The 22,459-nt window shown below is 55.9% G+C and carries 19 protein-coding genes; 10 read left to right on the top strand and 9 right to left on the bottom strand.

Going from position 1 to position 22,459, the window contains the following annotated elements; genetic code table 11:
- Positions 1-8: 8 nt before the first annotated feature.
- On the bottom strand, positions 9-1,118 hold the full coding sequence (locus tag FE848_RS08615) for a hypothetical protein (RefSeq protein WP_227715239.1): 1,110 nt from the start codon (positions 1,116-1,118) through the stop codon (positions 9-11).
- Positions 1,119-1,346: 228 nt separating this feature from the next.
- Here FE848_RS08615 and FE848_RS08620 point away from each other — a divergent pair, with 228 nt between their 5' ends.
- Positions 1,347-1,625, top strand: a complete 279-nt coding sequence (locus tag FE848_RS08620; RefSeq protein WP_200202379.1) for an HU family DNA-binding protein — start codon at positions 1,347-1,349, stop codon at positions 1,623-1,625.
- A gap of 77 nt (positions 1,626-1,702) precedes the next feature.
- Here FE848_RS08620 and FE848_RS08625 read toward each other — a convergent pair whose 3' ends face one another.
- From FE848_RS08625 to gshB, 8 genes are all read right to left on the bottom strand, one after another.
- A complete protein-coding gene (locus FE848_RS08625) occupies positions 1,703-2,740 on the bottom strand; it encodes a putative solute-binding protein (RefSeq protein WP_200202380.1) in 1,038 nt (345 codons plus the stop codon).
- 219 nt (positions 2,741-2,959) lie between these two features.
- Positions 2,960-4,261: a dihydroorotase gene (locus tag FE848_RS08630; RefSeq protein ID WP_200202381.1), complete on the bottom strand. Its 1,302-nt coding sequence runs from the start codon at positions 4,259-4,261 to the stop codon at positions 2,960-2,962.
- Positions 4,258-5,280, bottom strand: coding sequence for an aspartate carbamoyltransferase catalytic subunit (locus FE848_RS08635; protein ID WP_200202382.1), 1,023 nt, complete (start codon positions 5,278-5,280; stop codon positions 4,258-4,260). Before FE848_RS08635 ends, FE848_RS08630 begins: the two co-directional genes overlap by 4 nt.
- A 27-nt stretch (positions 5,281-5,307) precedes the next feature.
- Positions 5,308-5,817 (bottom strand): bifunctional pyr operon transcriptional regulator/uracil phosphoribosyltransferase PyrR, encoded by a 510-nt coding sequence (gene pyrR / locus FE848_RS08640; protein ID WP_200202383.1) that lies wholly within the window; start codon positions 5,815-5,817, stop codon positions 5,308-5,310.
- Between the two features lie 15 nt (positions 5,818-5,832).
- Positions 5,833-6,264, bottom strand: coding sequence for a Holliday junction resolvase RuvX (gene ruvX, locus FE848_RS08645; RefSeq protein WP_200202384.1), 432 nt, complete (start codon positions 6,262-6,264; stop codon positions 5,833-5,835).
- Positions 6,257-6,823: a YqgE/AlgH family protein gene (locus FE848_RS08650; RefSeq protein ID WP_200202385.1), complete on the bottom strand. Its 567-nt coding sequence runs from the start codon at positions 6,821-6,823 to the stop codon at positions 6,257-6,259. The genes ruvX and FE848_RS08650 overlap by 8 nt, the downstream gene beginning before the upstream one ends.
- The gene (locus FE848_RS08655) at positions 6,820-7,686 is read right to left on the bottom strand and encodes an energy transducer TonB (protein WP_200202386.1); all 867 of its coding nucleotides are present in this window, start codon (positions 7,684-7,686) and stop codon (positions 6,820-6,822) included. Before FE848_RS08655 ends, FE848_RS08650 begins: the two co-directional genes overlap by 4 nt.
- A gap of 39 nt (positions 7,687-7,725) precedes the next feature.
- Entirely contained in the window at positions 7,726-8,679 is a 954-nt protein-coding gene (gene gshB / locus FE848_RS08660) for a glutathione synthase (RefSeq protein WP_200202387.1), read from the bottom strand.
- Positions 8,680-8,977: 298 nt separating this feature from the next.
- Between gshB and pilG the strand changes: the two genes are divergently transcribed.
- The 9 genes from pilG to FE848_RS08700 all read left to right on the top strand — a co-directional run bounded on the left by pilG (position 8,978) and on the right by FE848_RS08700 (position 22,454).
- Positions 8,978-9,370 (top strand): twitching motility response regulator PilG, encoded by a 393-nt coding sequence (gene pilG / locus FE848_RS08665; RefSeq protein WP_100637866.1) that lies wholly within the window; start codon positions 8,978-8,980, stop codon positions 9,368-9,370.
- 35 nt (positions 9,371-9,405) lie between these two features.
- Entirely contained in the window at positions 9,406-9,768 is a 363-nt protein-coding gene (gene pilH, locus FE848_RS08670; protein WP_200202388.1) for a twitching motility response regulator PilH, read from the top strand.
- A gap of 19 nt (positions 9,769-9,787) precedes the next feature.
- A complete protein-coding gene (locus tag FE848_RS08675; protein ID WP_200202389.1) occupies positions 9,788-10,333 on the top strand; it encodes a chemotaxis protein CheW in 546 nt (181 codons plus the stop codon).
- Positions 10,334-10,425: 92 nt separating this feature from the next.
- Positions 10,426-12,501 (top strand): methyl-accepting chemotaxis protein, encoded by a 2,076-nt coding sequence (locus FE848_RS08680; RefSeq protein ID WP_200202390.1) that lies wholly within the window; start codon positions 10,426-10,428, stop codon positions 12,499-12,501.
- A gap of 27 nt (positions 12,502-12,528) precedes the next feature.
- Positions 12,529-13,428 (top strand): CheR family methyltransferase, encoded by a 900-nt coding sequence (locus FE848_RS08685; protein WP_200202391.1) that lies wholly within the window; start codon positions 12,529-12,531, stop codon positions 13,426-13,428.
- A gap of 11 nt (positions 13,429-13,439) precedes the next feature.
- Positions 13,440-20,081 carry an Hpt domain-containing protein gene (locus FE848_RS08690; RefSeq protein WP_227715240.1) on the top strand — a complete coding sequence of 2,214 codons (6,642 nt, stop codon included), beginning with the start codon at positions 13,440-13,442 and terminating at the stop codon, positions 20,079-20,081.
- A gap of 11 nt (positions 20,082-20,092) precedes the next feature.
- A complete protein-coding gene (locus FE848_RS19040; protein WP_227715241.1) occupies positions 20,093-20,929 on the top strand; it encodes a response regulator in 837 nt (278 codons plus the stop codon).
- Positions 20,929-21,981 (top strand): chemotaxis protein CheB, encoded by a 1,053-nt coding sequence (locus FE848_RS08695; RefSeq protein WP_200202392.1) that lies wholly within the window; start codon positions 20,929-20,931, stop codon positions 21,979-21,981. Before FE848_RS19040 ends, FE848_RS08695 begins: the two co-directional genes overlap by 1 nt.
- A gap of 11 nt (positions 21,982-21,992) precedes the next feature.
- Positions 21,993-22,454 carry a chemotaxis protein CheW gene (locus FE848_RS08700; protein WP_200202393.1) on the top strand — a complete coding sequence of 154 codons (462 nt, stop codon included), beginning with the start codon at positions 21,993-21,995 and terminating at the stop codon, positions 22,452-22,454.
- The last annotated feature ends 5 nt before the right edge of the window (positions 22,455-22,459 follow it).

Here is a 22,459-nt window from a genome sequence, read left to right on the forward strand (position 1 = left end):
TTAACAAGTTACAGCAGGCCATCGAGGTCCATGGTTTCAACTTCTTTCTGCCGGTCATCCCAGAAGCTGCCAAGCTGGCCCAAAGGGGTGCGGTGGCCGGTATTCTCTACCCAAAGACGGTCGGAGATTGAGACGATAATATTGGTCGCCATGGCATCCACGAACGCCCACTCTGCATTAGCCGGCTGCTCCTTGAGCGACTCAGCGTGTCGGCGCACCACCGACTTCACCATGGCTTCATCACCCTTGTTGGTTGCCGCGATTGCGTGGAACACGTGGCTCAATCGAACACCTGCTTCCTCACCCAATCGATCGGTCATCGCGAGACGGTCAAAGGCATCCTCACCTTCCGGCTGAGCGCCCGGTATCATGGCCCAAACCGTTGCTTTCAGTGCCATTGGTGCGCCCCACCACTTGTCATTCTCAAGGCAGCTGGACGCTCTGGCTACAATCGAACCAACGTTCTTGGGAACGCCAATAGACGATGTTGACTGGATTTCTGCATTAAGCGCCTGCAAACCGGACAGCAGTCCGGCAAGGTAAATGAACTCATCCAGGTCGTCGTCGAAATCCGGACACTCACCGGTACCGGACTCGCCGTAGTATGTATTGTGATGCTGCCAGGACTTCAGATAGCGCTTTGATGCCAGAGCGTAAGCCCGCTTCTGGCGAATCATGGCGTCTTCTGCGGCGTTGCCTTTTCTTTCGTACATGGCAGCCAATGCCGCCAACTCATGCTCACGACCTTGATCTTCAGCACAGCCACCGGCTGAAAGATAAAGCATTACCGCCAACTGGTCGGGCTCGTCGGTTACTCGACCGAAGGACATCAACAGAGGGGCAGTGGCCTCACTCATGGCGCAACCCATAGCCAGATCGCCACTTTCCATCAAGTAGGGAATTGTGTGCTCACGGGAGAAACCCTGCATAACATCGCCAGTGGTTTTGTACATCATGTTATTGATCACACCACAACCTGACAGCAAAGTGCCAAGGCTCAGAGCAACAACAACGCCCCTGTAACGGGCGAATGAATGCCGAATTGACTGCCCGACAGATAGCGAGCGGGAATGATTCGAATTAGAGGGGGCTGTTAATGGAATCCCGGTTTGCATCATGGTTTTTAAACCTTCTTAACGTTTTGAATTATTATTCTGAACGCGCCGTTAGCCGGGCATTATGGCCCACAGCGCTCGCTCTTTTTGAGACCGGCACCGCAAATGACGCCTGTGTACACAGATTTTATGGCTCATCGTATTTGCACAAAATACCGCAAGCCGCTATAGATTCAGGCAGCCGCACTCTCGTTGAGCTGCAACTCCGATGGATAAAAAAAGGGATACCCGATGCGCAAACCTGAACTTGCTGCAGCTATCGCCGAACGCACTGGCCTCACCCGAGAAAAAGCCAGTGAAGTGATTACCGCTATCACAGATCAGATTTCGGCTGCCGCTGCTCGCGGAGAAGACACCACCCTAATAGGCTTTGGCACCTTTAATATCCGCACCCGCGAAGCACGGGATGGCAGGAATCCTCAAACCGGTGCGACAATCCGCATTCCCGCCAGCAAAACCGTTGGTTTCAAGGCAGGTAAAGCATTCAAGGATGCGCTTCGCTCAAACTGACAAGCACCCCGAAAGCCAAGCCTGAAACGACCCGCCCTTCGCACACCAGGCGGGCCTGTTTCAAATTGTGAGTCTAATCAGGAAGCACACTCTGAACGTGTGGCATCCACCCGACAACGAATCGCCTTCATCAGCTTGATTGCACGCTCGTCGTACACACCATCGTCAACCAGTGACAAGCGCACTTTCTGCAGCATTTTGTCGTACTCGGCTGTCACTTCCCTTGGCAAGGTCATCCATACACTTTCCGGCATTTCAGCTTCTGCCTGGGAAATGATGTCGTAGGCCTCACCCATGCGTTTGACGGCCTCATCACGCACCATCTGGCCGGCGCTATCCGGGAAGCGATCGCGGTGGAGGATGATCTGGAAGTTCATATAGGCCAGTGCGTATTTCAGAACGCCGCCGTTTGGCTCAACGCCCTTGTACAATTCCAATGGCTGATATGCCACCGCAGGAGCGTAGGCAATATCAACACTGCCATTATTAAACTTGCCGGCAAAGTTAGCGGAGTTGGAACCAACAACAGACGCGCCCACATGGCGAACCATGCGAACCGACGCCTGATCGAAATCCAGTGTTGCAACGCGCTTGCCCTGAAGTTTTTCTACGGAATCAATGCTGCGATCACGGGTGTGGAGGTAAATCGCACCAGCCGGGAACACTCCCGCCACTTCATAGGGGCCATCTACCAGCAGTGGGCGGGCATTAGGCTGACTGAGCGTGTTGTACAGCAGGCGCATTTCTTCTTGGCCAGGCACAGCACCCATGGCCTCGAGACTGCCGGTGAACTTGTTGAACTCACGAGCGCGGGTTCCGGTAAGGAACACTGCATCACACTGACCAGCCTTGAAATCTTCCGCAGCAACTTTTTCGTCGGTGTAGGCGCTCAGGTTCAGCTTGATACCGTTCTGAAGAGCAATAGGCTGAAAGGTTTTGGTAATGGTGAAAAGCGGGCCGTTAGCGCCAACCGGATCAAACACACAAAAGCTTCGCTCAATGATTTCATCGTCTGCTTTCGGGCTGGTTTGGGCATTACCCACCGAGGGGAGCAAAAAGCTTGCACACAGGGCAGCCGCCAAGGCCACCTTTTGCGGGAAGAATACTGATGTCACGGGATGACTCCTGAATCATTATTGTTTGGCGGCGGTGCTTGCTATCCGATCTGACAAGCTGCGCACTTTTATTGAAGTCGACATTATGCCGGAAGGCATAAGAATACGTTGGCACAGGTGCCCCGCCTCAAGGGTTTTTAAGCAACATTTTGGATTATGTGATGGTGTCGACAAAGATTGGCTGACCCCAGGCGCATTTTATAGCCAGACCCGGCGTCTTCAGGCGCCAGGCCAGGCTTCCCGCCCTTCCACCAGTGTAAACCGAACGACGCCAGGCAGCGGCCGATCAAGCACTGGCGCGTGATGCCCCGCAGAAATCAGGGACCGCTTACTTGGCGTCCAGTGCGCTTCAGGATCAAATACGCAAAGGTCAGCTACATCATCCTGACCAATCGTAGCGTTAAGCCCAACCACTGAAGCCGGGCCCGAAGTAAGCCCGCGAATCAGCTCGGCAAGGGTAAACTCGCCCCTCTGAACCAGCTCAAGCCCCAGAGACAGCAGGCTTTCTATGCTGGAAAGACCAGGTTCAGTGTCTGGCAACGGCGCCTGTTTTGCTGCGCTTTCATGGGGCAGATGCTGGCTGACGATGGCATCAATTACACCTTCGCGAACGCCAGCAACCAGTGCTTGACGATCCGCCTCTGAACGCAACGGCGGACGCAAGTGGAAGCGGCTGTCAAAGCCCGACAACGCCTCCTCTGTAAAGACCAGCTGATGCATGGCTACGTCGGCGGTCACAGCAATGCCACGACTGCGGGCGTCGGCAACCATCTCCACGCTGCGGCCGCATGAGAGCTGGCTCAGGTGCAGTCTCACGCCAGTTTCTTCGGCAAGCAGCAACATCTCCATTACAGCAGCGGTTTCTGCCACCTCCGGAATACCCAGCAAGCCGAGGCGAGCCGACACCAGGCCATCATGGGCGTAGCCGTCTGCAGCCAGGGATTGATTCTCCGGGCGCAACATCACGATCAAACCAAAGGTCTGAGCATAGGCCATGCAGCGGCGCAACACTCGGGCATTGCGCACACCGCGGGAACCATTACCCACAGCAATACAGCCGGCAGCAGTCAGGCCCGACATATCACTGAGCATTTCCCCATCAAGCCCGCGGGTGAGTGCACCCACGGGCAACACCCGAATCGGCGAGCTGACATAAGCGCCATCCCTGATCAGGTGAGTCACGGCTCGGGAGTCATTAACCGGTGAGGTCTCCGGAGACACGCATACAGTGGTGAAGCCGCCCCGGGCAGCAGCGCGGGTTTCGGACACCATGTTGCCTTTCTGGCCATTGCCCGGCTCACGCAGGTTGCAAGACAGATCAACAAAACCCGGTGAAATTACACAACCCCTTGCGTCAAATGACTGGTCTGCATCGGCTTTTTCAGCCGCTTCGCCAATGGCTGCGATGCGCCCGTTTCTAATTAACAGGGCAGAGTTAGGGGTTTCACTTCCATGGCCATCCAGAAGTCGGCCGCCAGTGATTTTCAGGCTGGCGCCGGAAAAATGGTCGTTACCGCTCATGCCAAGCCCCTCTCATTTATCTCGTTCTGTTTCTGCTGCCGCTCGGCCATTTGCCCGCCCATCGCCATGGACATCACAGCCATGCGGATGGCAATACCATTGGTGACCTGATTCAGGATCACCGATTGCGGGCCATCCGCCACTGCGGATTCAATTTCGACGCCACGATTAATCGGGCCCGGGTGCATGACAATGCATTCGGGGTGCGCCAGTGCCAGCTTGTCCTGACTCAAACCGTAGAGCCGGTAAAACTCACGCTCACTGGGCAGCAGTGCACCTTCCATTCGTTCTTTCTGCAGGCGCAGCATGATCACCACGTCCAGGTCCTTCATACCCTTGGCCATGTCGTATTCCACGGTGCAGCCGAGGCTTTCCACATCTTTTGGCAACAGGGTTCCGGGGGCGATAACCCGTATCTGTTCGGCACCCAGCTCATTCAGTGCACGGATTTGGGAGCGCGCTACACGCGAGTGCAGGATGTCGCCCACTATGGCCACTTTAAGGCCCTCAAAACCGCCTTTGTGCTGCCGAATAGTCAGCATATCGAGCATGGCCTGGGTTGGGTGAGCATGGCGACCGTCGCCTGCGTTAATAATGGCTACGCCTGGGGTAACGCTTTCAGCAATAAAGTGGGGCGCACCGCTCTGGGCATGACGCACAACAAACATATCGCTGGCCATGGCCTCAAGATTCAAAAGCGTGTCTGAGAGCGATTCGCCCTTGGACGTTGCGGAGGTGTTTATATCGAGGTTAAGTACGTCGGCAGACAGCCGCTTTGCAGCAAGCTCAAAGGTACTGCGGGTGCGGGTGCTGGCTTCAAAGAACAGGTTGACCACGGTTCGGCCTCGCAGCAGAGGCACTTTCTTGATACTTCGCTCACCCACTTCGATAAAGGAATCTGCAGTATCCAGAATGTCGGTCAGCAATTCCCTGCCCAGCCCGTCCAAAGTCAGAAAATGCCGCAACTGGCCATCCCGGGTAAGCTGCAAGTGGTTAGGGGAAGCTAGGTTTGCGGTCATGGAGTGCCTGCTATCGGGTTCGGAGGTTTACTGTTCGGCTGCCTGAATTTCTATCCGGAGCGGATCCGGGCCACGAAGTTTTATGCGCTGCGGCGCATCCAGCTTCAGCGACTGCCCGGCCACATCAGGCTGGATGGGCAATTCACGGGCACCGAGATCAATCAACGTGGCGAGTATGATACTGGCTGGGCGACCATAATCGAACAGCTCATTCATCGCCGCACGTATGGTTCGGCCACTCATAATAACGTCGTCCACCAATATGATATCCCGGTCTTCGGTATCAAACGGCAGGCTTGAGGGGGTTACCTTGGGGTTGAGCCCAATCCGGCTGAAGTCATCCCGGTAGAAAGAAATATCCAGCTCACCGAACGGCTCTTCAATCCCGAGGCGCTTGCCAATGATATCTGCTACCCATACGCCACCGGTGCGGATGCCGATAAGCACCGGCGACTTGATACCGCGTTCTTCAAGCAGGTTACGCAGCCCCGCCTCCAACTTGTCCAGAAGCTGGTCCACATCAAGCAATGCGCTCATTAAATCCTCACTTTATTATTCTGTTTGCAGCCGACACCAGGTTTCCAGTATCAGTACCGCTGCGCGATCGTCCACGCCGTGAAGGCCATAGTCCCGGCTACCACCGGCAGCCATCACCTGGCCCTTTGCTTCGTAACTGGTCAGGCGCTCATCTACCATGTCGATCGGCACATGAAAACGGCCATGCAGGCGCTTACCAAACTTTCGGGCGCGGCCACACATGTCATTTTCGCTGCCATCCATATTCAGAGGCAGGCCAACCAGCACCAGATCCGGCTGCCACTCCGCCAACAGCTTTTCGAGCTGAGCCCAATCGGGGGTTCCGTTGTCGGCGGGGATCATAGCCAGGGGCTGGCCTGTACCGATCATCTCCTGCCCCATAGCCACGCCAATACGGCGGAGACCAAAATCGAATGCCATCACACTGCGCTGACCGCGTTCAGGCATGCCCCACCGTTTCACTGAGTTGGTTAATATCTATCCCTATCAGGCCAAGAACAGCCTTGTAACGGTCAGCCCAGGGTGTCCTGAACAGAATGTCGGTAGTAGCAGGACAGGTTAACCAGGAATTGCTGCCCAACTCCTCCTCCAACTGCCCTTCACCCCACCCCGAGTATCCCAGAGCCATCAGAAACTCTTCCGGGCCCTCGTTGAGGCCAATGCCGGCCAGTATATCGCGGGAGGTGGTCAACATAACGTCGTCAGAAACTTTGGCAGTACTTTGCCAGTCTGCTCCGGGGGAGTGCAGCACGAACCCTCGCTCCTGCTCCACCGGCCCACCGCTGAACACAGGCAGGTCAAGCTCGCCACCCTGGAGATCAAGCTGTTCCAGAATCTCCCCCAAATGAATATCCAGAGGCTGGTTGACCATCAACCCCAAGGCTCCATCACTGGAGTGCTCACAAAGGTAGATAACAGCGCCGTGAAAGCGAGGATCCGCAAGATAGGGCGATGCCACCAGAAAGTGATGTCGCAAGCTGTGAGGAGAATGCTTAGATGCCGTCATCCAGATGTCAGCCCCCTTTGCTGGAAGGACCAGGTGCGTATGATTTCCAGTTCATCCACTTCTTTTCGCATATCGTCAGGAAAAGGCGCGAAGGGCGCGGCCATCCTGACGATACGAATGGCTGCATCATCCAGCAGTGTACTGCCCGACGATTGCAGAATAGCCACTTCCTTGATTGTGCCATCTTTCTGCATGGATACCAGCATTCGCAGGGTGCCATAAACGCCGGCACGTCGGGCTTCGGTGGGATAGTTGATATTGCCAACCCGCGTAACCTTGCTTACCCAGTTCTGCACGTACCATGCGTTGCTGGACTTCAGGGTGGAAGCTGCGGTCACCCGCATCACTCTGGGTTTGCGGGCATAGGCCTGCTGCTGGGCATCAAAGCGCGCTTCCAGACTGGCAATCTCAAGACTACGCTCCATCAGGCTTTTCTTTTCTTTAACCGGCAAGGGCTCGTCTTCTGGTTCAGCGCGCTGCTCAGGCTGCTGAACCTGCTGAGTGGATGGTCCCTCCGTTTGCACAACCGCACGCTCCTGCCGGCGAACTGGCTCCACCTGGGCCATGGGCTCCGGCTGCACCTGAGCCACTTCCGGCTGGCTGATGTCCGCGGGTTGCGGCGAGGTCATTTCCCGGGGTTCATCCTCGGTACCACTGCCCTGCTGGCTGGTCTGCGCCAAAAAATCTGCCTTGTCCGGCGCCTGCTCATCATCAAACTGCGACAGGGTGATTTCCATTGTCTGGGCAGAAGAGCGCGGAGACTCCGGGGCAAAGGTAATCCCCAACACTACAACTGCATGCACCACCAGCGCCATAAACAGCGTGAAGGAAAACCTGTCAAAATCGCTTACCTGCACCGCCATGACTAAACCCGTTCCCGTAGTTGACCCATTATACTCACGTCAGCCCCGGTTAAGACGCTTCGCAATGGCATCAATCAACATTCCGCCAATATCTGTCCCGAAGGTGTCATCCAGCTCCCGGATGCAGGTTGGGCTGGTGACGTTGATTTCGGTCAGATAATCACCGATCACATCCAGGCCTACAAACATCAAGCCCTTCTCTTTAATTACCGGAGCTACCCGCGCGCAGATTTCACGATCCCGGTCAGTCAGCTCACGACCCTCACCGCGACCACCGGCCGCGAGATTTCCGCGATTTTCACCTTGCGAAGGAATTCGCGCAAGGGAGTAGGGTACGGCTTCGCCTTCAATCATCAAAATGCGCTTGTCGCCATCGCTGATTTCCGGAATGTATTTCTGGGCCATGGCCTGGCGGGCACCATAGTTGGTCAGGGTTTCAATAATCACCCCCAGATTAAAGTCGTTTTCCTTGACGCGGAAAATGGAGTGACCACCCATGCCATTCACTGGCTTCATGATGATGTCGCCATGCTCCGCATAAAACTTCCGAAAACGCTTCGCCGACCGACTGACAAGCAACGGCGGAGTCAGATCCTCAAACTGGGTAGCGAACAGCTTTTCGTTGCAATCGCGCAAAGCTGCTGCCGGGTTAACCACCAAAGCGCCCTGTTGCTCGGCGGCTTCAAGGATATAGGTGGACATAAGGAACTCATCATCAACGGGCGGATCCTTGCGCATCAGGATTGCATCGAGATCGCCCAAAGCACGATCCCTGGCAGGGCCGTAGCTAAACCAGTCTTCCGGATCCTTGCGCACCGTCAGGCTGCGCGTATGCGCCATCGCCTTGCCGCCGTCCAGATAAAGGTCTTGCAGCTCCATGTATTCGATTTCCCAGCCGCGGTTTTGCGCAGCCAGCAACATCGCCAGTGAGCTGTCTTTTTTGAAATGGATATCCTCAATCGGATCCATCACGATCCCTAGTCGAACTGTCATAGTATTTCTGGCGCTCCTGGGGGTGAAAAACAAGAACCGGTATGCAGAGTAAACCGGGCAATAAGTGCTATGCTGAGAAATCAGATGGTATTGTACCCGAGCCTTGAATGCATCCGGAGAAATCCTGGGTAAATTACGTGATGTTGCAGGCAAAAGTACATTTGGTCACAAAGTAATACTTTTTATCGGGCCACTGATAATCTATAAATGAACAGGGTTTATAGAAGAACCTTAAGGTTTATGCTAAAAAGCCCCCGTTTAAAACAATGACAGTCGCTGAGCGCAAGGCACCTGGACAATGGATGACAACTTCGAGAACTTGAAGATCATGGTGATCGACGATAGCAAGACCATCCGTCGCACCGCAGAAACCCTCCTGAAGAAGGTAGGCTGTGAGGTTATCACCGCGACAGACGGTTTTGACGCTTTGGCAAAAATTGCCGACTCACAACCGGACATCATCTTTGTGGATATCATGATGCCCCGCCTGGACGGCTATCAGACCTGCGCGCTCATCAAGAATAATTCCTCATTCAAAAAGACGCCGGTCATTATGCTGTCAAGCAAAGACGGGCTTTTCGATAAGGCCAAGGGTCGCATCGTCGGCTCTGACCAGTACCTGACCAAACCGTTCAGCAAGGATGAGCTGCTTAACACCATTCGCCACTATGTACCTGTGGCTCCACAGTAGACCCTGCTGACATCTAAAGAACCATCGAGGAACCAATGGCTCGCATTCTGATTGTTGACGACTCTCCTACCGAGGTTAAGAAAATCTCCACCATTCTGGAAAAGCACAAACACGAAGTGCTTACAGCCGATAACGGTGCAGATGGTGTAGCCAAGGCCCGCGCCGAAACCCCGGATCTGGTACTCATGGATGTGGTTATGCCTGGCCTCAATGGCTTCCAGGCAACCCGCCAGCTTACCCGGGCCCCCGAAACGGCTTCCATTCCGGTGATTATTGTCACTACGAAGGATCAGGAAACTGACCGTGTATGGGGCACCCGCCAGGGCGCCAAAGGCTACCTGGTCAAGCCGGTAAACGAAGACGACCTGATCAAAACAATCAACAGCTTGATTGGCTGATCCTAACTTCGGAGAAAGCATGTCCGCACAGGCCGCCCCCTTTGCCGTACTGACGGATATCGCCCGACGCAGCCGATCCATGGCCGCCGGTCTGCCCGAACAGCAAGAAGCCGTTGAACTTTGGAACGGTATCGGCTTTGTTCTCGCAGGCGAGCGCTATGTGGCTCCTATGGGTGAGGTCACTGAAATACTGCACGTTCCCCGGTTTACACATATACCGGGCGTACGGCCGTTTCTGATGGGCGCCGCCAACGTGCGTGGGCGCCTCCTTCCTCTGGTTGATCTTGCCGGCTTTTTTGACATTCCCCGCTCATCCCGCAGTCAGCGGGAGCGGCGGGTGCTTGTGATTGAGCAGGGTGACATCTTCAGCGGTTTGGTCGTCGATTCAGTGTTGGGCATGCAGTACTTTGCAACCGATAGTTTCAAGGCCACACCCGCGGGTGTACCTGAAAGTGTTCAGCCGTTTGTTGCAGGCGGCTATGAACGAAACGAAGAAGTCTGGAAAGTGTTTTCCGCCGTCGACCTGCTCGAAGACGAACGCTTTCTTGACGTCGCGCAGTGGTAAGGGTGATGACAGTGGCAGGAAAAACACCCTGACTGCCTGAAACCTCATTAAAACAACTTGCCAAATTCCAGATAGAGGCCGGGAGCCAGAAAATGAAAAACAGAGCCGGAAGAATCGGTACGGGTCAGGGGGGCAACAAACTCGTTGCTGGCCTGATTACCTCGCTGATCGCACTCACTGTCCTGCTCGTTGTGGTCCTGTTTATCATCAACAGGGACAGCCAGAACGACCAGGAATACATTGCCAACGCAGCTGAACTCAGGGTGCTATCGCAGGAAATCGCGAAAAACGCGACTGAAGCCGCCGGCGGCACCGCCGAGGCGTTCAACCAGTTGCGCCGTTCCCGCGATGAGTTCCAGCAGCTCTGGTCCAACGTTACTGAAGGTAACCCGGAAACCGGCCTGCCGCCCAGTGAACTGGCCCGCGAAAGTGGTGTTCAACAGCACTGGAATTCGGTACGTGAGAACGCAGACAGCATACTGTCCACCCGGGACGCCGTTCTTGGCCTGCACGAAGTAGCACGCACCCTGAACGAAACCATCCCCCAGCTTCAGGTTGAGTACGACGATATTGTACAAATCCTGCTGGATAGCGGTGCACCAGCCGAACAGATTGCACTGGCTCAGCGCCAGTCACTGCTTGCAGAGCGTATTGTGCGCTCGGTAAACAACGTACTCTCCGGTGACGAAGACGCCGTAATTGCCGCTGACCGCTTTGGTCGTGACGCCAGCTTGTTTGGCCGCGTACTCGACGGTCAGTTGAACGGCAACCCGACAATGGGCACAACCAGGGTTGATGATGAAGACGCAATCTACGGTCTTGAGGCTGTTGATGAGCTGTTCGAGTTTGTCGCCCAGAACGTAGACGCAATCCTTGAAGCCTCTCCCGACCTCTTCAAGGTACGTAACTCAGCCAGCGACATCTTCCAGAACTCCGAGATCCTGCTGTCTGAACTGTCTGTTCTTGCCGAAAGCTTCCGTGCCCAAAGTGGCTCGCGGCTGGTAAGCCCGACTCTGGCATTTATTATCCTGATCGCCATGGTTGCCATGGTTGTATTCATCGGTCTTGCCCTGTACCGGGAAGCCCAGACGCGCCTGTCTACTACCCAGGAACAGAACGAGCAAAACCAGAATGCGATCCTGCGACTGCTGGACGAACTGGCCGACCTCGCTGATGGTGACTTGACCACAGAGGCCACAGTAACCGAAGACTTCACCGGTGCCATCGCTGACTCCATCAACTACGCGATCGACCAGATGCGCGGATTGGTACAGGCGATTCGTGGTACTGCGGTACGAGTAGCCTCCGCGGCCCAGGAAACCCAGTCTACCGCCATGCACCTGGCCGACGCTTCCGAGCACCAGGCCCAGGAAATTGCCGGTGCCTCTGCTGCTGTTAACGAAATGGCTGTCTCTATCGACCAGGTATCTTCCAACGCTGCTGAATCTTCTGCGGTTGCGGAGCGCTCGGTTGCCATCGCCAAGAAAGGCGCAGAAGTGGTACAGAACACCATTCGCGGCATGGACAACATCCGTGAGCAGATCCAGGAAACTTCCAAGCGTATCAAGCGTCTGGGTGAGTCTTCCCAGGAAATCGGTGACATCGTATCCCTGATCAACGACATTGCTGACCAAACCAACATCCTGTCTCTGAACGCTGCTATCCAGGCCTCTATGGCCGGTGATGCGGGTCGAGGCTTTGCGGTAGTTGCGGATGAAGTTCAGCGCCTTGCGGAACGCTCCTCTGCAGCAACCAAGCAGATTGAAGCGCTGGTTAAGACGATCCAGTCTGACACCAACGAAGCTGTTATCTCCATGGAACACACCACCGCCGAGGTGGTACGTGGTGCACGACTGGCACAGGACGCGGGTATCGCGCTCGAAGAAATCGAGAACGTATCCATGAGCCTTGCGGAACTGATCCAGAACATTTCCAACGCGGCACGCCAGCAGTCGTCTTCTGCGGCACACATTTCCAACACGATGAACGTTATCCAGGAAATCACTTCCCAGACCTCATCCGGTACCAACGCTACCGCGAAGTCTATCGGGAATCTGGCGGAAATGGCTTCCGAGCTGCGGTCCTCCGTTGCCGGCTTTACGCTGCCCGAAGAAGATATGGCAGGCCACGACGAAGAGGAAGACAGCAACGTTCCGGTGGTGGGCTGATTTACAGCCCGAGGCTAATGGCGGTTTATGTCTGAACTTCATAACAACCCGTCAACTGCCGAAAGCGCCTGGTTTCTGCGCCGTCTTCCGGAAATGGATGAGGCGCAGTTCAGCCAGTGGCAGACACTACTGGAACACCGTACCGGCATGACACTGCCTGCAGAGCGCCGCTCGTTTCTGGAAACCAATCTGGCTATCCGGATGCGGGAAATAGGCTGCAGCAGCTATCAGGCCTACTACGAAACGATTATCTCGGGGCCGGATGCCATTCGGGAATGGTCAACGCTGGTGGACCGGCTTACGGTGCAGGAAACCCGTTTTTTCCGGGACCCTGACGCCTTCCGGCTGGTCGCCGACTATGTCCTCACACGACCAAGAGAGCAGTTCCGAAAGCGGCCGATTGAGGCCTGGAGCGTCGGTTGCTCATCTGGTGAAGAGCCTTACACCTTAGCCATGGTGCTGAACGAGTGTATGGCTCAACTGGGGCTACAGCCGCTCTATGGCGTAACCGGTTCGGACATCAGCACACCGGTTATCGAGAAGGCCCGGACAGGCCAGTTCAATGCCCGCAAACTGCTGGGCATGGAAGAAGACTTGAAAGCCCGGTATTTCCGCCCGGCCGAGCGGAACACCGTAGAAATTGTCGAAAGCATCCGGGAGCGGGTCTGCTTTACCAGACTGAATGTGCTGGATCTGGATAAAGCGCCCATGCACGGAATGAATATTATCTTCTGCCAGAATTTGCTGATCTATTTCCGTCGCTGGCGCAGACGGGACATTGTCAGGCGTCTTGCAGAGCGGCTGGCGCCCGGGGGACTACTGGTTCTGGGCCAGGGAGAGCTGACCGACTGGCAGCCCCCGGGCTTACAAAAAGTACCCTCGGAACATGTACTGGCGTGGATCAAGCGCCAGACTGACGAAGAATAACCGGAGAGGTTATGGGCAACCACCATGACAGCATCGCCCTCGACTGGGTTCGGGGCGAGATACAGGACACGCTGACCCAGGGTCAGCATGCGCTAGAGGCGTACGTCGAAAATCGCGACGATACTGCACGCCTGCGCTTCTGCCTGAATTATCTCCATCAGGTGCATGGCACCCTGCAGATGGTTGAGCTTTACGGTGCAGCACTGCTGACCGAAGAAATGGAAAAGCTCACCCAGGCGGTGCTGGATAACAGCGTCGCCAGTGTGGACGAAGCCGTTAATGTTCTGATGGAAGCGATTCTTCAGCTTCCACAGTATCTGGAACACCTGGCCAGCAGCCAGGATGATTTCCCCATGGTACTGCTGCCTCTACTGAACGACCTGCGTGCTGCGCGTGGCGACTCTCTGCTGTCTGACACATCGCTGTTCAAGCCAGACCTCGGCCCGTCACGCATGCAGGTTGCAGACAATGTGTCGCAACGCCTGCAGGACCCAAAGGTACTTGGCCACATCCGCAAACTGCGGCAGATGTACCAGTTTGCCCTTGCCGGGATCATTCGCGAAGAAGACCTTGATGCCCAGTTCGTCTACCTGCAGAAGGTTATTCACCGGCTAACCCGCCTTTGTCAGAGAACGCCCCGTGGCGAGCTCTGGAAAGCTGCAGCTGCCTTTGTAGAAACACTTCAGGCAAAAGCCAACCCGGTCAACGCAGCGGTCAAGTCCCTGCTTCGGGAGCTAGATAGCGAAATCCGCCGCCTCACCGACGAGCATGGAGATATCCTCGCTCAACCAGCACCCGATGCACTGCTCAAACACCTGCTTTATTACGTAGCACGGGCGCGGGATCTGGATTCTGAAAATGTAAGGGACCTGCGTAGCCGCTATCAGCTCGTAGAGGCGCTACCTTCAGAAGACGATGTGGATGCAGCCCGAAATCGCGTCTCCGGCCCAGGCCGTGAAGCCATACATTCCGTTGTCAGCGCATTAAATGAAGAACTTGCCAAGCTGAAAGACCAGCTGGACCTGTTCGTGCGCTCAGAACTGCGTAAGAACAGCGAGCTTGAAGACCTTCTTCCCGGCATGGTTCAGGTGGGTAACACTCTGGCGGTGCTTGGCCTGGGGATTCCTCGCAAGGTTATTACCGAACAAATCGAGCTGATTGAAAAGCTGGCCGTCCAAAGCGAACTGGTTGATGACGGTACTCTGATGGACATTGCCGGGGCTCTGCTTTATGTAGAAGCCAGCCTTGCAGGTCTGGATAGCGATCGGCAGCCAGAGCAATCCTCAAGAAACGTCGACAGTCTTCCGGCCTACCAGGGTTCCCGCGAGCTCAGTGAAGCCAGCAGTGCGCTTTTGAGAGAATCGCGCAACACACTGGAGCAGGTGAAATCAGCGGTTATCAATTTCATCGCATCCCAGTGGGACACCCGTGAAATCGAACACGTTCCCGGCCTGCTCCATAGCATCCGCGGCGGCCTGAGCCTGGTACCACTGGATCGTGTTGCCAGCATGCTGGCGTCTGCCGAGCGTTATATTTCCGATGTTCTGCTAAGTGACAAGCATGTACCCGACTGGAAGCAACTGGATACCTTGGCAGATGCCATTACCAGTATCGAGTACTACCTTGAACGCCTTGCTGAAGGCATCAGTGACAACGCGGACATTCTTCGTATTGCTGAAGAAAGCCTTGCAAGCCTCGGCTTTCCGGTTGGTGAAGAGCCCACATGGGGCACTGAACTGGCCCCGGATGAGGTGCCCGTTGTTGAGCCAACGGCGTCAGAAGATAGCGCATCCCAGAGCGGCAGCACTGCACCCAAGGCATCGGATGAAGAGCTTCTGGACGACGAAATTCTCGGCATTTTTGTGGAAGAGGCCGAAGAGGTTCTGGAGACCATTCACGAATTCTATCCACGCCTGCGCCAGAATCACGACGACCGCCCGGCATTGACAGAAGTCCGCCGCGCTTACCACACACTCAAAGGCAGTGGCCGTTTGGTAGGTGCTAACAGGCTTGGCGACCTTGCCTGGTCAGTGGAAAACCTGCTGAACCGTGTAATTGACCAGAGCATCAAGCCAACCGATGATCTGTTCTCGTTTATTGATGAAGCGAATGCCCGCATTCCCGCACTGATTCATGCATTCCGTGACGGCCAAGCCGCCGACGATGTGGAAGAGTTGGTTGCCCGTGGGGAAGCCATGGCAACAACCCGCCGCAGTGACAATGAGCAAGTTACCGCAGCGGAAACGGCCGAAGACACCAGGCCTGAACCAGCACCTGAAAGCACTCCGGCACAGGATTTGGCGGCCGATAGCGACCAGCAAGACGACCTGATTGATGACGAAATCCTCGAAATCTTTGTTGAGGAAGCCGGTGAGGTTCTGGATACCATCCGCGAATACCTCCCCATGCTGCTGCGTCAACACGATGACCGCAGTGCGCTTTCCGAAGTGCGCCGCGCATTCCACACGCTCAAGGGCAGTGGCCGTATGGTCGGTGCGCTGGTAGTTGGTGAGCTGGCCTGGTCTATAGAAAACATGCTGAACCGTGTGATCGACGGCAGCACCTTCATGAATGACGATATTGCCAGCCTGCTGGAAGAGGCCACAGGGGTTCTGCCGGCTCTGGTCAATGATTTTGAGAATAAACAGCCGCCGTCGATAGACCCCTCCCGTCTTGAAGACCGCGCCCGGGCCCTTGCTAACGGTGATATCCCTGACGCAAGCACAATGCCCTCCGCTGACGATGACAGCGCCTTCGCCAGTACTGCTATAGAGCTGCCGGAATCCGACTACGATACGGATGACGATAGCGACGTTGATCCAGTACTGCTGGACATCTTCGAGAGTGAAACAGAAACCCATCTGCAAACCCTTAAAGAGTATCTGGCGGCTGCAGGCGACAAGGTTAGCGTTTCCTATACTGACGACCTGTCACGCGCTCTCCACACTCTGAAAGGAAGTGCCCACACCGCCGGTATCGCGCCGATTGCGGCAGTAATCGCGCCGCTTGAGCGCTTTGTAAAAGAATCCCGCGCCCAGAACCTTCGGGCAGACCGCGACGTGCTGTCACTGATTGAAGCAGCCTGCGATTTCCTGACGCAAGGTTTGGCCCAGATACGTGAGGAGCCACAAGCTTCACTGCCATGCACGGAAGCCTTCCTGGATAAACTGGAACACATCTCCAACGACAGGCTCCGCACCTACAGCGAAGAAACCAGCCATGACGGCACACAGCCAGCGCCGTCCCAGCTGGTCCAGCTGTTCCTGAGTGAAGGGCTGGATGTTGTTCTGGATGCCGACCTTATCCTGGCGCAGTGGGCAGAAAGCCCTGAAGACCGTGGCCCACTCCAACGCCTGACCGAAGAATTGGCGCAGCTTACTGATGCCGCATCTGACGCCGGGCTAGCCGATGTCGCTGCCTTGTCAGAAGCGCTCCACGAAGTTTATGTAGCCACTGCGAACCAGAGCGAGGCACCGGACGAATGGTTCTTCTCATCCGTTCGCAATGCCCACGAGCACCTGATCAATATGATGGATCAGATTGCTGCAGGGCTGGCTACCGAGACCGGTGACGAGCTGGTGGCCGAGCTTGAAGCGCTCACCCAGTCTCTGCTTGGCTCCGAAACTGAAGCCACAAGCGCCTTTGATCAGGAATTCACCGAAGATCTGGAAGAAATCGACCTCAGCTTCGACATGGAAGAGCTGGAAGCCACTACACCCACAGACCTTCCTCTGCCTGAAACTGACGAAGTTGCTGAAGCTTCCGACAGTGATATGGACGACGAGCTTGCGGAGATCTTCCTCGAAGAAGCTCGCGAGCTTATCGACAGCACCGCTGAGGCCCTGCAAAGCTGGAGCGAAGATACCGGAAATCTCGATATTTTGCGCCTGCTGCAAAGGGATCTCCATACCCTCAAAGGTGGTGCACGCCTCGCCGAAATTGCGGCAGTGGGTGATCTGGCCCATGAACTTGAAACCCTGTTTGAGGGTCTGACGGATAAACAACTCTCTGTAAATGACGAGCTGTCTGACCTTCTGTTCCGTTGCCACGACCGCCTCGCCGGTATGGTGGACAACCTGGAAGTCAAGGAGCCACCCCGCCCGGCACCTGATCTGATTAGCGAAATCCATGCCTACATGGACAACACGACCAGTTCGCGACCGGTTACAGATGTGGCAGCTCCGGCAGAGCCAGAACGCACTGATTCCGTGGATGATCTGCCACCTCTGCCCGAACTTGAGGATGCAGAGGAGCCAGAAGTTGCCGAAGTCGGCACCGATCTCTCGCACATGGATCCGGAGCTCACCGGCATTTTCCTTGAGGAAGCTTACGACCTGATCAACTCCACAGGCAGTGCCCTGCATGCCTGGAGTGAAGACCCGTCGAACCGGTCCGTGGCGGCAGAGCTTCAGCGAGACGTTCATACATTGAAAGGCGGCGCTCGCATGGCCGGGGTTGACGCCATTGGCGACCTGACCCACGTCCTCGAAGACCTGTTTGAAAAAGTAGCAGAAGGACAGCTTGCAGCCAGCACTGCCATGAACGATCTACTGTTTGCGTGCCACGACCGACTGGCGCAGATGGTTGAGCAGGTTGCTACCCAGAAGCCTTGCCCGCCCGCCAACGATCTTGTGGATCAGGTTGAAGCGATTCTCCGTGGCGAAGCCGTCCCCACAGAGGCCGAAGCTGAGCCCGAAGCAGATGCAGATGCAAAAGTTGAGTCAGCAGACATTGATATTCCGGCACCTCTTCCGGAAGCCACGCAAACTGACACAAGCCATGACGATGACATCGCCAGTATTTTCCTGGATGAAGGCCATGAGATCCACGACGTTATCAGCGAGTGCCTCGACCAATGGCGTGAAGACCCCCAGGCAATGCACGGTGTTCCACAGCTTCAGCAAGAGCTGCACACTCTCAAAGGTGGTGCTCGACTCTCCGATGTGGACCCCATTGCTGAACTGGCGGAAGCCTGGGCTGGCGCCCTCGAAGCGGTAACATCGAGCCCAGGTAACCAGAGGCTGTTATTGGCTCTGAGCACCCGTGGGCTGGATAACCTGAAGTCCATGCTCGGTGAACTGGCAATTGGTGCGGAACCAGCTGCAGACCCGGATCTTCTGATGTCCTTCAGCAGCGCCCAGACTCTGGATTCAGACAGCTTTGAGATGTCACCAGAAGAAACGGCCATCGCCGATCAGGAAGCGATCGATCCGGAAATTCTGGAAATCTTCCTGGAAGAAGCTGGCGAGATCATGGACCAACTGGAGCACCTTCTTGCAGATTGGCGCAAGGATCCAGCCAGCAAGCACTTCAATCAGGAAGCTCAGCGCGCACTGCATACCCTGAAAGGCGGTGCACGTTTGTCGCAGCTCACACTGCTGGGCGACAAGGCTCACAATTTCGAAACACGCCTGATTGACCTCGCTGGCAAGTTGCCTGATGACACTCAGTGGCAAGCCATCACCGAAGATCACGACAGCATTATTGCCCTGGTTGCTGACATACGGGGACGCTACGAGTCTGGCGCAGCTGCAAGCGCACCTGTGGCCGAAGCCGCACCGGAAGTGCAAGTACCGGCAATAGCAGAGGCACCAGCAGAACCTGCACCAAAGCCTGCGCCTGCCAGGGCCAAGGCCAAAACCTCCAAGCGCGTTGTTGATGCACAGCGTGCTGCACAGGAAACCATTCGGGTATCTGCTCCTTTGCTGGATGACCTGGTTAACCTGGCCGGTGAAACCAGTATTACCCGTGGTCGACTGGAGCAGCAAAGCAGCGACTTCAGCCATACTCTGGATGAAATGGCTGCCACCATCGAGCGTCTGCGGGAGCAGTTGCGCCGGATGGAGATCGAAACAGAAGCACAGATTCTGTTCAGTGCCGAAAAGGAACACGGTCCGGATTACGGTGACGACTTCGACCCGCTGGAAATGGACAGGTACTCCTCCATCCAGCAGTTGTCGCGCGCTCTGACGGAATCCTCTTCAGACCTCGCAGATCTGCGTGAGACCCTTGCAGACCGGGTGCGGGATACAGAAACCTTGCTGGTTCAGCAGTCCCGTATTAACACAGAACTTCAGGAAGGTCTGATGAAGACCCGAATGATTCCTTTCTCTTCCATGGTGCCTCGTCTACGCCGGATTGTTCGCCAGATCAGTGGTGAGCTAGGCAAGAAAGTTGAGTTTGATGTACGCAACGCCGAAGGTGAAATGGACCGCACCATACTCGAGCGGATGATTGCGCCGCTCGAACACATGCTGCGTAACGCCATTGACCATGGAATTGAAAAGCCGGCTGACCGGAAGAAGAGCGGCAAAGCGGAGGCAGGTGCAGTCACCCTGTCTCTGGCTCGCGAAGGTGGCGACGTGGTTCTGCGCATGGTAGACGACGGTGCTGGCATCCCCTCAAATGTCATCCGGGAAAAAGCCATTCGCCAAGGACTGTTGCGGGAGGATGAAGAACTCTCCGAGCGCGAGATTCTGCAGTTTATCGTACAGCCAGGGTTCTCAACCGCACAGAACGTCACCCAGATTTCCGGTCGTGGCGTTGGGATGGACGTGGTCGCCAGTGAGATCAAACAACTCGGCGGCAGCCTGGACATTGAATCGCAGGTCGGCCGCGGCACCGTGTTCACCGTCAGTTTACCGTTTCTGTAAACCGGGCCCTGATGGTATCCACGGGTGAAGACTTCTATGCCATCCCGCTTAACACCATTGAGGGTATCGTGCGAGTCAGCACCTACGAGCTTGAGGAATACTACAAGCCGGATGCGCCGATGTACGAATACGCGGGCCAGGAGTACCGGCTGCAGTACCTTGGAAGCCTGCTGAACAGTGATCACCATCCCAAGCTTCAGGGACAGGCCTTGCCACTGCCGGTGATTCTGGTTCGTGGTGCCGAGCAACCCATGGCTCTGCAGGTCGACAACCTGATGGGCAGCCGTGAAATCGTGGTTAAGTCGCTAGGACCGCAGTTCAGCACCGTTCGCGGTGTGTCCGGAGCGACTATTCTTGGTGATGGCAACGTGGTGGTAATTCTCGACCTGCCTGCCATGATCCGCTCTGACATATTGTCTGAACGCCAGCGTCTGGCCGAACTGGACAAGGCAAGAGAGTCTGCACGCTACGAAGAGCGCGCCACGGTAGTTATGGTGGTGGACGATTCGGTTACCGTACGCAAGGTTACCTCGCGCCTGCTGGAGCGTAACGGCATGGAGGTTATCACTGCAAAAGATGGCCTGGATGCAGTGGCGCAACTGCAGGACCACAAGCCGGACATCATGCTTCTGGACATCGAAATGCCACGTATGGATGGCTTTGAGGTGGCCAGCTTTGTGCGGCACGATGACAACCTGCGGGATATGCCGATCTGCATGATCACATCCCGGACCGGCGAAAAGCACCGTGAGCGGGCATTGGCCATCGGCGTAAACGAATACCTCGGCAAGCCGTTCCAGGAGACGGAACTGCTGAAGACCATTGAACGGCTAACTGGTAAGCAGTGATGGCCGGCCAAAATGGTCGGGCTCAGGTCGGCATTGTGTCGGACGTTGTCCTGCAGCGACACAGACTGCAGGCCGCGGCCGCCAAATTCGGCCTTGAGGTATGCTTTTCTGGAGATCCAGAGCGCCTGCAAGGCCACCGTGAGTTCCCGGAAGCCGGGCTCTGGTTGGTGACACTGGAAGACGAGGCAGATCACCCTGCCCTGTTTGATTACCTTCTGGATAATACCGAGGCTCCGGTTCTGTTCGGGTTGGATCAGGCACCCGGGGCTGGTAGTACAGAGTATTTTCGCTGGGAACGGCGACTGCTGGGCAAGCTGGAACAAGAGTTGGGCGATCTGTCGCAGCTGGATTCCAAGGCCAGCATCGAAGAGCTTGAAGCAGAGCCTTCGGAAAGCCCGGAATCGTCGGAACTTCCGCAGTGGCTAACCCCTGCGGCACCGGGTTCCGTAGCTGAAGACATCTGGGTTTTGTGCGCTTCCCTGGGTGGCCCAGCCGCCGTGAAAGCATTTCTGGACTGCCTTCCGCCGGGCCTGCCAGTGGGCTTCGTTTATGCCCAGCATATTGACGGAAATTTTGCCGAAGTGCTTACCCGGGTGCTTGGCCGCCATGCACATTACAAGCTGCAGCATGCACAAGAGAACTACCGGGTAAAAAACGGCGATGTGGTACTGATGCCGGTTGAACACGAATGGAAATTTTCTGCCACTGGTGCACTGACTGAGCTGGATACACCCTGGCCCGGGCCCTATAGCCCGTCGATTGACCAGGTGTTACTGAATACCGCAGACAACTATGGCTCCCACTGCCATGCCATCCTGTTTTCCGGCATGGGCAATGATGGCGCAATTGCAGCACCTTTGCTCAAGGCCTATGGCAGCCGAATCTGGGTTCAGGAGAGCACCAGCTGTGGCAATAGCTCGATGCCGGATTCCGTGGCTGCCACCGGCTGCACGAGCTTTACCGGCACCCCGGAGCAACTGGCCCGGGAACTGGTCAAAACCATTGAAGAATCCTGCCTGCTGAAAGGCCGGCAGAAACGGGGCTCCGCCTGAGGACACAAGCAATGAATGACAACAGCCAAACCCTCTCCTGCGTCATGATTCCCGTGAGCGGACGGCAACTGTTACTGCCCAACGTATCCATTGCCGAGGTGGTGGACTATGCCAGTGGTGAGGCCGGCGTCGGCGCACCTGACTGGCTTGCTGGCCGGCTGGAATGGCGGGGCCTTAACTTGCCCGTTATTTCCTACGATGCCGCCAATGGCGGAACCTTGTCCGTACCAGGTGAAAACCGGGGCCGTATCGTGGTACTCAACAGCATCACCGACAACAACAAAAAGCTTCGCTTCATGGCATTAATTACACAGGGCATTCCAAGCCAGGTCCGTATTACCGAAGAGCAAATCAAAAAAATGGAGGCAGAAAACGGGCCTGCGGATCTTATGCTCGTCGACGTTGACGGCGAAACCGCCTGGATTCCCAATCTCGATTATCTTGAATCTCTCGCCAACGATTCCATGGTGTAAGCCGT

The sequence above is a fragment of the Marinobacter sp. 1-3A genome (assembly GCF_016597775.1).
Taxonomy (GTDB): Bacteria; Pseudomonadota; Gammaproteobacteria; order Pseudomonadales; family Oleiphilaceae; genus Marinobacter; species Marinobacter xiaoshiensis.